This window comes from Archangium lipolyticum, from assembly GCF_024623785.1.
Lineage (GTDB): Bacteria > Myxococcota > Myxococcia > Myxococcales > Myxococcaceae > Archangium > Archangium lipolyticum.
On the sequence record NZ_JANKBZ010000021.1, the window covers coordinates 177,642 to 189,008 of the forward strand.

10 protein-coding genes are annotated in these 11,367 nt (G+C 69.4%); 4 read left to right on the forward strand and 6 right to left on the reverse strand.

Features of this window, described 5'->3' with window-relative positions:
• Positions 1 to 11 precede the first annotated feature (11 nt).
• The 4 genes from tmk to NR810_RS34620 all read right to left on the reverse strand — a co-directional run bounded on the left by tmk (position 12) and on the right by NR810_RS34620 (position 4,459).
• Complete coding sequence (gene tmk / locus NR810_RS34605) at positions 12 to 1,718, reverse strand: dTMP kinase (protein WP_257458760.1); 1,707 nt, start codon at positions 1,716 to 1,718, stop codon at positions 12 to 14.
• A 6-nt stretch (positions 1,719 to 1,724) separates the two neighbouring features.
• Positions 1,725 to 2,438, reverse strand: a complete 714-nt coding sequence (locus NR810_RS34610; protein ID WP_257458762.1) for a VTC domain-containing protein — start codon at positions 2,436 to 2,438, stop codon at positions 1,725 to 1,727.
• Positions 2,439 to 2,456: 18 nt separating this feature from the next.
• Positions 2,457 to 3,527, reverse strand: coding sequence for an OprO/OprP family phosphate-selective porin (locus NR810_RS34615; protein WP_257458763.1), 1,071 nt, complete (start codon positions 3,525 to 3,527; stop codon positions 2,457 to 2,459).
• 179 nt (positions 3,528 to 3,706) lie between these two features.
• A complete protein-coding gene (locus NR810_RS34620) occupies positions 3,707 to 4,459 on the reverse strand; it encodes a hypothetical protein (RefSeq protein WP_257458764.1) in 753 nt (250 codons plus the stop codon).
• Positions 4,460 to 4,552: 93 nt separating this feature from the next.
• Between NR810_RS34620 and NR810_RS34625 the strand changes: the two genes are divergently transcribed.
• Positions 4,553 to 6,865 (forward strand): serine/threonine protein kinase, encoded by a 2,313-nt coding sequence (locus tag NR810_RS34625; RefSeq protein ID WP_257458766.1) that lies wholly within the window; start codon positions 4,553 to 4,555, stop codon positions 6,863 to 6,865.
• Between the two features lie 6 nt (positions 6,866 to 6,871).
• Here the strand turns inward: NR810_RS34625 and NR810_RS34630 are convergent, their stop codons facing one another.
• Both NR810_RS34630 and moeB read right to left on the reverse strand, forming a co-directional pair.
• Positions 6,872 to 7,204, reverse strand: coding sequence for a rhodanese-like domain-containing protein (locus NR810_RS34630; protein WP_257458768.1), 333 nt, complete (start codon positions 7,202 to 7,204; stop codon positions 6,872 to 6,874).
• Between the two features lie 11 nt (positions 7,205 to 7,215).
• Positions 7,216 to 8,376 (reverse strand): molybdopterin-synthase adenylyltransferase MoeB, encoded by a 1,161-nt coding sequence (gene moeB, locus NR810_RS34635; protein WP_257458769.1) that lies wholly within the window; start codon positions 8,374 to 8,376, stop codon positions 7,216 to 7,218.
• A 229-nt stretch (positions 8,377 to 8,605) separates the two neighbouring features.
• Here moeB and NR810_RS34640 point away from each other — a divergent pair, with 229 nt between their 5' ends.
• The 3 genes from NR810_RS34640 (at position 8,606) to NR810_RS34650 (ending at position 11,351) form a co-directional block, all read left to right on the forward strand.
• Positions 8,606 to 8,992 carry a HesB/IscA family protein gene (locus tag NR810_RS34640; protein ID WP_257458770.1) on the forward strand — a complete coding sequence of 129 codons (387 nt, stop codon included), beginning with the start codon at positions 8,606 to 8,608 and terminating at the stop codon, positions 8,990 to 8,992.
• A gap of 348 nt (positions 8,993 to 9,340) precedes the next feature.
• Positions 9,341 to 9,871, forward strand: coding sequence for a DUF3304 domain-containing protein (locus tag NR810_RS34645; protein WP_257458771.1), 531 nt, complete (start codon positions 9,341 to 9,343; stop codon positions 9,869 to 9,871).
• A complete protein-coding gene (locus NR810_RS34650) occupies positions 9,855 to 11,351 on the forward strand; it encodes a T6SS phospholipase effector Tle1-like catalytic domain-containing protein (protein ID WP_407653869.1) in 1,497 nt (498 codons plus the stop codon). Before NR810_RS34645 ends, NR810_RS34650 begins: the two co-directional genes overlap by 17 nt.
• The last annotated feature ends 16 nt before the right edge of the window (positions 11,352 to 11,367 follow it).

An 11,367-nucleotide genomic window follows, 5' to 3' on the forward strand; every position in this document is an offset into this window, starting at 1 on the left:
TTGCCTTCCGCTCAAAGCGTGGGCCGCGGGGCGTCGTCCCCGGGCGAAAGGAGTGCCGCGCGCTCCGAGGGGAGCACGGCCGCGTGGGCGGCGGCGACGATGCGGTAGGCATTGCGCAGCACGGGCAGGCGGCCGGAGGTGAGCTCCAGCGCGCGCAGCACGAGGGCCTCGGCGCGCTCCGTCAGGGGCAGGCCCTCGAGCGAGGACACCACCGTGGCGGGCCAGCGTGTCACGAAGGCCTCGCGCAGCCGCCACGCGCGGGGGTCATCCAACCCGTCCAGCGAGTCGAGGGCCTCCTTCGTCAGCGGGGCGCCGCGCTCGCGCAGGGCGAAGGACTCGTCGGTGGTGAGCCCGGTCAGCGAGCGCAGCACCAGCTTCAGGGCCTTGTCCTCCAGCGCCAGGCGCAACTCCCGCGCGAAGGGCGTGTCCAGGCCCTGGATGCTGCGCAGCACCGCCAGCCTGTCGTGGGCGAGCAGGCTCTCGCGCAGGGCGTCCGCCCGGGGCGAGCCGACGCCGATGAGGCTGCGCGCCACGTCCGCGTACAGCCCGCGCCGCACCCCCAGCTCGCGCGCCGCCCAGGCCGGCTCCTCGTCCACTCCGGCCAGGCCGCAGAGCACCTCTCCGAGGCGCCCCTCCCGCAGGGCGTGCTCGCGCAGGACCCAGGCCTCGGGCGAGTCGTTGTGCTTGAGGCCCGAGAGCACCTCCGCGGGCGCGTGCTCGTAGAGACGCTCGCGCAGGGACATGGCCTGGGGTGACGGATGGGTGCCGAGGCTCACGGCCACGTCCTGGGGAACCACCTCCGCCAGCAGCTCGCGCAGGGCCCGGGCCGGCTCGTCGTCCAGCCCCGTGAGGCTGCGCACCGTGAGGCCCGGGAAGCGCTCCACGAAGCCCAGCCGCCGCTGGTGCGCGGCGAAGCCGGGGATGCCGCCCAGCAGCCACACGGCCAACTGGGGCTCGCGCACCTCCAACCCGTCCAGCGCGCGGAAGAAGTGCTCCTCCACGTCGTCCACCGTCGCTGGCACCTGCACCGGCGTGGGGCTCGGAGGCGTCACCCGCTGCGCTGGCAGCTCCCGCCCCTCCAGCCGCGCCACCACCGCCTCCACCAGGCGCTGCTCCAGCACGTGCAGCGGCTGATCATTGTTCTCGATGATGAGCCAGCGCGCCGGGTCCCTCCGGGCCAGGTCGAGGAAGGCCTCGCGCTGGCGCACCGTCAGGCCCGCACCGGCCAGCCCCTTGCGGCTGTCCGAGTCCGGCGTCCGCTCGCTCTTGTTCTTCCCCAGCCGCTTGCGCAGCCGGGCCAGCTCCGGCTCCACGTCCACCAGGATGACCAGGTCCGGCCATAGCCCCTGCGAGGCCAGCTCGCACGCGGGCGCGAGTGAATCCCAGGACAGCCCGCGCCCGCCGCCGCTGAGCGCCAGCTGCGAGTAGAGGTAGCGGTCGCTGATGCACACCTCGCCGCGCGCCAGGGCGGGGGCGATGACCTCCTCCAACTGCTGCGCGTCCCGGGCGAGGTTGAGGAAGAACTCGGTGCGCGGCGACATCTCCAGCAGCTTGGAGTCGCGGGTGAGGTCGCGGATGCGCCGGGCGATGGGCGAGCGCAGCTCTCCCCCCTCGCGCGCGTGCGCCACCCGGTAGCCGAGCCGCCGGAGCCGCGTCGCCAGGAGGTTGGACAAGGTTGTCTTGCCGCTGCCGTCAATGCCTTCGAAGTCGATGAACACGGTTGCTCAGCCCCCCAGAATCCCGTCCGCGACGAAGTCGTGGACCCTCGCCATCCCCTCGGCGAACTTGCTGTACGCCGGCTTTCGCCCGGGGTGCAGGGCCGCGAGCCACTCGGGCAGCTCCTCCCCCAGGTGCTTCACTTCCACCACCACGCGCCCGTCCAGGGCGAGTGGCTCGCCCAGCCGCTCCGCGCTCAGCGTCCTCTCGCCGAGCGCCAGCTCCGGCGTCACCCGGTGGAAGCCGATGTCCCGGTCCACCGTCACCCGCCAGGCCTGCGAGCACTGGTACACGTGCCGCCGGTACGTCACGGCCAGCACCGGGACGAGGTTGCCCCCCGCGATGAGCGGCAGCAGGCGCACGCCTCCCTGGAGCACGGTGCCCAGCTGCGCGCGTGGTACCCAGACCCGGCGCTTCTGCGTGACGCCGTTGCGCTCGCGCTTCACCTCCAGCACCACGCGCTCCACGCCGCCGGCCCCCACGTCCGGCGAGTACTCCTTGGTGCGCACCTTGAGGCAGTCGTTCGGGGTGCCCAGGGCACGCACGGCCAGCGGGTAGCCCGGCTTGTCGAAGTAGACGGAGGTGATGCGCGTGGGCGGCGGCAGGTAGTCGCCCAGCGAGGCGGAGAGTCTCGCGCACAGGGCCACCGCCGCTTCCCTCTCGATCACCAGCTTGAACTCCCGGCGCAACCGGGTGACTTCTCCTTCCGCGAACTGGAGCATGGTCGGTCGTCTCCGTTCCTAGAAGCGGGTGGCGAGCTGCAGCGAGTACTCGAAGCCTGGCGCCTCGTCCCCGGGACGCAGCGCGCGCTCGGCCTGGAACTGGGCCTTGAAGTGCTCCGAGTACAGGACGTTGAGGCCACCGACGAGGCCGTAGCCGCGGGCCTTCAAGGGGCCCTGGAGCTGCAACGACTCGGCGCCCACCACCGGCTGCAGCGCCCATCCCTCCAGGCCCACCGGCAGCGTGTAGCTGGCCAGCCCGAGCTGCGCGCTGAAGGTCCCCACGGCGAGCCGCCCGTTGACGTACTCGCCCGACACCTCCAGCCCGCCCAGGTGCAGCGTCGTGTCCGCGGCCACCGCGTGATGGCGGGTGCCCTGGAAGACCTGTGTGAGATAGGTGCTGGCCCCCACGGAGAGGAACTTCAGGGGACGCGCGCTCACCCGGAGTGCGGCGTCCTCGCTGGCGCGCACGCCGGTGTCATCGTCCTTGGCGCCCTGGAAGACGCCGCCGGACACCTTGAGCTTCCACACGTTCTTCAGGCTCACCTCGCCCATGAGCCCCAGCCGCCGGCCCCCCAGGTCGTGCTCGTCCTCCAGGTAGTCCGCCACCAGCCCGCGCCGCATCAACGGGAGCTGCCAGGCCGACTCGAGCTCTCGCGCGAGGAAGGGGGCCTTGAACTGGCCGCCATAGAGGCGCAGCCGCTTCTTCCCGTCGGAGACGCGCAGGTAGGCGTCCTTGAGCATCGTCTTGGATGACAGGTCCGCGGTCACCTCCGCGTCCACATGGGACAGCGACGCGGCCAGTCCCACGCGCGCCGAGGGAATGGACAGCGAGCGCTCGAACGCATTGCGCTCGTCCGCGCTCACCCGGGCGAAGACGCGCCCGAAGGGGCGGACCCGCAGGCCCTTCTTCTCCTCGCCCGCCGCCTTCTCCGCGTCGCTGGGCAGCGGCTCCTCTCCCACGCTGGTGGCCTCGGGCTTCGCCGCGTCCGCCGCCGGCTTCTGCTCCGCGGCCCAGACGGGCATCCCCAAAAGGAGGACGGAGGCGAGGACTGCCCGCCTTCCCTTTCCGACCCCAAACCCCTCGCCCATGAACGCCTCCTCGCCGCCGGCCCGCGCGAGGGGATTGCAACCCGGGTGCCTGGGAGAAACGCGTTCGCGGGCCGACAGTCGTGTCGTCTCCGCGTCCGAAAGCCACCGACACCAGGGCGTTACTGCGCCGTGACAGGGAAGCGGATTTCCACTGCTGGGCGGAGGACGGCCTGTCGAAGTTACGGGAGCGAGGGTGGCTTCTCTTCAGCCGTGGCCGCGGGCTCGGCCGGAGCTTCGCTCCCGGAGGCGGGAGCGGTGCTCGCGATCGGCGCTTCGATGGCGGCCGGTGCATCGGCTCCCGGGGTGGGGGGAGTTGCCGCTATCGGATTCTCGGCGGCGGGGGCGGGGGCAGCCGTCGCGGGCGGCACTTGCTCCTCGGCCGAGCCGGCGGGCGTCCGCTCCTGGGGCCGCTCTCCGCTTAGAATGTTGTGTACCGTATACCCGAGCAGCACCAGCAGGCCCAGGCCGAGCACTCCCCAGCCGAGCATCCGCGGAATCGGCGAGCCGCCCACCTCGAAGCGGGCGTGGATCACCTTGTGCCGGGTCGTCCGGAAGCCGACATCCAGCAGGTAGGGGCCGGAGCTCTCGGGGGTGAAGGTGGCCTGCCAGTCGCGCTCGCCCCGTTTCACGGTGACGGTCTGCCCGTGTGTGGCCCCCACCTCACGCAGGGTGAGGACGAGGGGGCCGTCGAAGGAGTCGCCCTCGAAGCTGCCCACGTGGAGGGAGACCTGGAGGGGCTGGCCCTCCCGGGGGGACGCGGGGCGGATGCCGCCCTGGAGGCGCTCCTCGGTGTCGGACCAGGTGAGCTCCAGCACCTCGTTGGCCGGGCTGACCTCGATCTGATCGGTCGGGTCCCTCGGAATGGCCGGGTCGGCGACGGCGGCGGTCGCCAGCAGCAGGCCGGCCATCAGAGGGAGCCAGCGAATTCGCACCTGTCGCCTTTGCCTCACCCCGGCCCCTCGCCTAAGATGCCTCCCTCTGACGTCTTCCACTTCGCGCTTGCTCCCCCCGGCGAGCAACCCGGGATGAACCCTCAATCTTTCGGGAAATATCAGCTCATCAAGAAGCTCGCCACCGGCGGCATGGCCGAGGTGTGGCTCGCGCGCCAGACGGGCATCGAGGGTTTCGCCAAGAACGTGGTGGTGAAACGCATCCTCCCGCACCTCGCCGAGGACGCGGAGTTCGTGGAGATGTTCCGCAACGAGGCGCTCATCGCCGCGCGGTTCAACCACCCGAACATCGCCCAGGTGTACGAGTTCGGCGAGGCCAACGGCTCCTATTACATCGCCATGGAGTTCATCCACGGCGAGGATCTGGGCCGGGTGATGCGCAAGGCCTACAACGCCGGGCAGTGGATCGCCCGGCCCCTGGCCATCCGCATCGTGGCCGCGGCGTGCGAGGGCCTCTACTACGCCCACTCGCGCACGGATGACTCGGGCCGCCCCCTGAGGGTGGTGCACCGCGACATCTCGCCGCAGAACATCCTCATCAGCTTCGACGGCTCGGTGAAGCTGGTGGACTTCGGCATCGCCAAGGCGGCGGATCAGGCGTCGCTGACGAAGTCGGGCGCCATCAAGGGCAAGTTCGCCTACATGGCGCCGGAGCAGGCCGCGGGCAAGGCGTTGGATCACCGCGCGGACATCTTCGCCATCGGCCTGGTGCTCTACGAGCTGCTCACGGGCGTGCGCCCGCTCAAGCGTGAGACGGAGCTGGCCACGCTGCAGGCCGCGCTCGAGTGCAACATCTCCACGCCCTCCGAGGTCGCGGACGTGCCCGCGGAGCTGGACTCCGTGGTGATGCCGGCGCTGGCCAAGGCGGCGGATGACCGGTACCGGGACGCGCGCCAGTTCCAGATGGCGCTGGAGGAACTGCTCGTCAGCCAGCGGTGGGTGGCCGGCTCGGTGCAGATCTCCGAGCTGATGGAGACGCTCTTCGCGGACCGGCTGGATGAGGAGCGGCGCAGCGGCAATCCAGAGCCCCGGAGCGAGGATTCGATGTCGGCGATGCCGGTGCCGCCGGAGCCGCCGCCCCCGGAGCCGCGCTCGCCGCCCCGGAGCAGCTCGCGCGTCGAGTCGCGCCCCAGCGCCAACCCCGCCAGTGAGATGAACTGGGAGGCGCCCCCGGGAGAGATGCCGCAGAACCGGCGGACGGGGACGCGCGCGGCGCTGGTGAACAAGCGCACGGAGTCGGCGACCCTGCCCATGTCGGACGTACCGGAGGTGGGGGAGTGGGAAGCGCCTCCGGCCACCGAGGTGCCCCGCCGCCGCACGAGCAGCGAGGCCCCGCGCCGCACCCAGGCGGGCGGCACGGCCATGGCGCGTGCCCCCAGCCGGATGGAGATGGGCCGGGGCGGTACGCAGACCGAGGTTCCCGCCCCGAGGCGCACGGGCACCCGGATGGGAGTGGAGTCCGGGGAGCCGGAGCTTCCCGCTCCCCGGCCCTCGCGCGCGGGGTCCGCGGTCGTCAACCCGCGTGTCCGCACGCCGCCCATCGAGGACGACGAGGATCCGGAGCGCACGATGTTGCCGCCACCGCCGGAGCCTCCGGAGCCTCCGAGGCGGCGCACGGGGGTGGCCCCGTCTCCGCAGGCCGTCGAGCCCGCGCCCCGCCGGCGCACCCAGAGCCGCGCGGAGATGCCCGAGGCACCTACGCCGCGCCGGAAGTCCTCCTTCGTCCAGGAGGTGGACGACGAGGACGAGGACTCGGTCCGTACGGAGAAGCCCAGGCCCGCCGCGCGTGTCGCCCGGTCGCTGCCGTCGTTGTCGAACCTGTTCGGGGTCTTCGTGGTGGTGGCCGCGGTGGCCCTGGCCTTCGTCTTCCGCCAGTCCATCTGGGACACGCTCAACAGCACGGCCACGGACGGGCAGGGCATCTACCTCAACGTCATCACCAATCAGCGTGTGCAGGTGGCCGTGCGGCACAACGCGCGGTGCCGCAGCTCCGAGCCCATCACCGTGCTCGGCTTCACCCCGCTGCAGCGCATGGGCGGCGCGCACGTGCAGGACACGCTCATCCTGGAGAACAAGGAGCAGGGCATCCGCGAGGAGATCGAGGTGCCCTTCGGGGAGCCCCAGGAGACGAAGACGATCGAGCGCACCTTCCAGACGGGCTTCTTCCGTCCCAAGGTCTTGCAGCGCAACGTCTCCGGCATCGAGATCTTCCGCGACGGACAGAAGCTGGCGCTCTACCAGCCCGGGCTGAAGCTGGAGCTGGTGGAGGGCACGCACCACCTGGTGTTCAAGAGCGCATCGCTCCGGGAGCCGGTGCCGGTGGAGGTGGAAGTGAAGGCCCGCGGCACGGCGGACGTGCAGGTGGATCTGTCGCCGTACATGCAGTAGCGCGCGTCAGTAGCGGGGCAGGCTGGGGTCCACCGCGCGGGAGTAGAGATCGATTCCCCCGCGCAGGGACACGGCGTCCAGTCCGCGCGAGCGCAGGTACGCGGCGCCGTCCAGGCTGCGCACGCCGTGGTGGCAGTAGACGACGACGGGCCTGCCGCGGAAGGCCTCCAGCTCCTCGGCGCGCTCGTCCAGCTCCGGCAGGGGGATGAGCACCGAGCCCGGGAGCGCCACGTAGGCGTGCTCGTCGGGGAAGCGCACGTCGAGCAGCACGGGACGTGCCTCGTGCGGGCCGGAGAGCTGATGGGCGAGGGTGGGGGGATCGATCTCGGGGATGGGCACGGAGACTCCGTTCAGGCGGACGAGGCGCAGAAGCGCTCGTAGTCGATGAGCTCCACCTTGGCGCCGGGGGCGCACACGGGACACTTCGGGTCGCGCCGCAGCTTGAGCTCCTGGAAGCGGGTGCCGAGCGCGTCGAAGGTGAGCAGGCGCCCCACGAGCGGCTCGCCCACGCCGAGCAGGAGCTTGAGGGCCTCGTTGGCCTGGAAGAGGCCGATGATGCCGGGGAGGACGCCCAGGACACCGGCCTCGGCGCACGAGGGGGCGAGCTCGGGAGGAGGCGGGGAGGGGTAGAGACAGCGGTAGCAGGGGCCCTGGCCAGGGACGAAGGTGGTGACCTGGCCCTCGAAGCGGAAGATGGAGCCGTGGAGGTTGGGCTTGCCGAGCATCACGCACGCGTCGTTGAGCAGGTAGCGGGTGGGGAAGTTGTCCCCGCCATCGAGGACCAGGTCGAAGCCCTCGAGGATGCGCAGGACGTTGTCCGAGGTGAGCCGCTCGTGGAAGGGGAGGACCTTCACGTCGGGGTTGAGGGCCTCGAGGGTGGCGCGGGCGCTCTCCACCTTGGGTTGGCCGGCGCGCTCGTGGGTGTGGAGCACCTGGCGCTGAAGGTTGCTGAGGTCGACGACGTCCGCGTCGACGATGCCGAGGGTGCCCACGCCCGCGGCGGCGAGGTAGAGGGCGGCGGGCGAGCCCAGTCCACCCGCGCCGAGCAGCAACACCCGGGACTTGAGGAGCCGGGCCTGTCCCTCCTCACCGACCTCGGGGAGGATGAGGTGGCGGCGGTAGCGCTCCTTCTGGGCGGGGGTGAGCACCACGGGCTTTTCCACGGGGAAGTGCGCATCGCTCCAACGGTTGAAGCCGCCGGTGAGCGAGGCCACGCGCGTGTAGCCCATGTGTTGCAGGGTGCGAGCGGCCAGCGCCGAGCGGGTGCCTCCGGCGCAGTAGAGGACGAGCTCCTCGTCGCGAGCGGCCTTGTCCTCGATGCGCAGCTCCAGGAAGCCACGGGGGATGTGGAGGGCGCCGGGCAAGCGGCCGCCCGCGTACTCGTCGGCCTCTCGGACGTCGACGAGCTTCACGGGGGCCCGCGCGTCCAGCAGGCGCTTGACGTCCTCGACGGAGACCTCGCGGATCTCCTTCTTCGCGTCGGACAGCAACTCGCGGAAGGTGGCGGACATGGGAGCACACGTATAACCCGGGCCCGGAGGGATTTCCCTGATGCAGGTGGGACCTTCACCTCCTGGAGGAATGACTCGGCGTATGGGTGCCCGGGGCGGGGAGGCGTTTGGGTGGGCCCATGGACATCATGGCTGTGACCTGGGGACGGGTCTGTTGGTTGGCCCGCCAGGGCTGGATGGCAATTTGGGCGCTCGGCGTTATAAGGCGCTTGTAAGGAGAGCAACCTACATGGACACCACCACCACTCCCGCTTCGAACACCACCACGGCGCCGCAGGGCACGCCCACGTCGCCGGTGCGGCTCACGGAGGCCGCCGTGGCCCAGGTGAAGAAGGTCATCCAGGAGCAGGGCTTCCAGGACTACTACTTCTCGATCCGCGTGGTCCCGGCCGGCTGCAGCGGGCTGGGCTACGACCTGAACATGGTGCGCGAGGCGAAGCCGGGCGATCTGACGTGGGATCAGGACGGCGTGAAGATCGCGACGGATGCGTTGAGCAACAAGTACCTGACGGGAACGGAGATCGACTTCGTGTCGAGCGTGACGGGAGCGGGCTTCAAGTTCAACAACCCGAACGCGAAGTCGTCCTGCGGCTGCGGGACGTCGTTCTCGACCTGAGACGCGGTGTAGACCCTCACCCCAGCCCTCTCCCAGCGGGAGAGGGAGCATGCACGGTGAGGAATCAGGTTTGTCCCTCTCCCTTTGGGAGAGGGTCGGGGTGAGGGAAGTCGCTCCCGTGAGCGCCCCTCGCCCTTTTCTTTTGCCCCGGGCCGAGCACCCCATCTTCCTGGGTGGGGCACTTCAGGAACTCGTTTCCTGCCTTGGATCCGCACTGTCCGCTCGTTGACAGAGAACATCTCCCCTCATGAAGATGACTGACTCGAGGGCACGACCGTGCGGGGGAGCTCGCCGAGGAGCCGGATGATGAAGCCATGGACCACTTCTGGGCGAGGGCTTCGAGTTCGGGTGCTGCTCGTGGCGCTCGCGGTGCTGGCTGCCTGCAAGAAGTCGAAGACAGACGCGAAGCCAGATGGACAGCCCGAGCAGTCCGTCGAATCCCCTGCCTCTCTCGAACCCATCTCTCTCGAGATCAACGGCTTCAACTATACCGATCTGTACATCGACAGCTTCGAGGTGAATGGCCGGGGTGGCGGCAACATCTTCGTCAGTACACCGGAATCGGGAGGTGGGGGAGGTACGTGTTGCGCGAGCTGGTGGCCGGACCCCAAGGATCCGATGCCGCTGAAGATCAAGTGGACGCGCGGGGGGGATCGCTGGTGCGAGAAGGAAGTGCTGGTGACCGGCCCGGTGCCAGCCAATCCCCGCCACCTCGGGGTGCATTTCTTTCCCGATGGGCACATCGAGGCCGAAGTCACGGAGCAATTTCCGGAAGTGAAGCTCCGGCTGGAAAGCGTCAGCCCCGTCGAGCGCAAGAAGACAGGCAACAAGGTCGCGGACGAGCAAGTCGCGAGGTGCCAGAATGGCTATCCCTACTGACCAGAAGAAGCAGGTCCTCTCGAGTTTGAGCAGGTCCGCATCGCTCGCGAATGTACGGACCGATGGAACCACGTCAACACTCGTTACGAAGACGAGTCCCACGCAGAGCTCCCCCGCCTCCCAGGGGCTCTGGATCTCCTTCTTCTTCGACGGCACGGGCAACAACCTGGATGCGGATTTCGGTACCCGCGAACACAGCAATGTGGCGCGGTTATATCGATTGCACCGCCAGACCCAGGCCCAGGAAGTGTTCCGTTATTACATTCCTGGCATTGGCACCTACTTCAAGGACATTGGCGATCCCGGAGGCACGGCCCTGGGGGGCGGTGCTGGCGACATGGGAGAAGAGCGCCTCAAATGGGCGATGCAGCGGATGGACGAGTGCCTCGCGAGCAGCGATGGTCGCAGGACAATCCACATGTCGCTGTTCGGCTTTTCCCGTGGGGCCACGCTAGCGCGCGCCTTCGCCTTGCTCATCGCGCAACGCTGCAAGCGCGTGGGAGAGCGAGCCTGGAGCATCACGCTGGGCCAGCGCACGTATCCGATCCGTCTGCGCTTCATGGGCCTGTTCGACACCGTGGCCTCCGTCGGTGTGCCGATGAGTGCGAACAACGCGGGTTCCGCGGTGAGCAACCTGGTGAGCACACGGTTCGCGCTGTGGAACCGCAGCGGAGACGATCTCCTGAATCTCGCCTTCGGCAACGGGCCTGGTGCGGATCCGGCACCGGGGTTCGCCAACGGCCATATGGCCTGGGCGGACGACCTGCGCATTCCCGAGATGGTGGAGGACTGCCTCCACATGATGGCCGCCCACGAAATCCGCAATTCCTTTCCGGTGGACAGCGTCCTCCAAGGCTTGCACTACCCCTCCAATTGCCGTGAGATGGTCTACCCCGGTGCCCACTCGGATGTGGGTGGTGGCTACCGCCGGGGTGAAGGGGCGCGAAGCCGGACGTACGGCTCGCTCCTGAGCATGATTCCCTTGAGGGCAATGCGGGATGAGGCGCTCCGGGCCGGAGTGCCTCTAAGGACAGACATCCCCAACAACGAGGACTTCGCGGAGGACCCGGGCAGCAGGGATGCCTTTCAACTGCTCTGCCAGCGGTTCAATGGCTACATGAACGCCTCGGGCTGGGGCGGCAAGCCGGTGGGCACCCTGGTGCTGTCTCACATGAAGCTCTACTACCAGTGGCGCTTTCACAGGATTGCTCGCGACCAGAAAGACAGAAAGGCCGGGCGCCCGACGAAGGATGAAGCCCTCCTCCGAGAATTCGAGGGCGGTTGGAAGGCCGAGACGGCTCGATTGTCAAAAGAGACGGAGGCCAGGAGGGTCAAGTTCGTCGAGCACGCAATCCAGGCCAGTGCGCTCAAGGTAACCGTTCACCGACTCAGGCAGCGAGCGCGAGCTGAGGTACGGGCACGGTGGGGAGGAGCGAAGGCCCGCGCAAGCCGCGGCGGTGCGCGGCGAGGGTATCGGTAAGGAATGAGAGTACGTC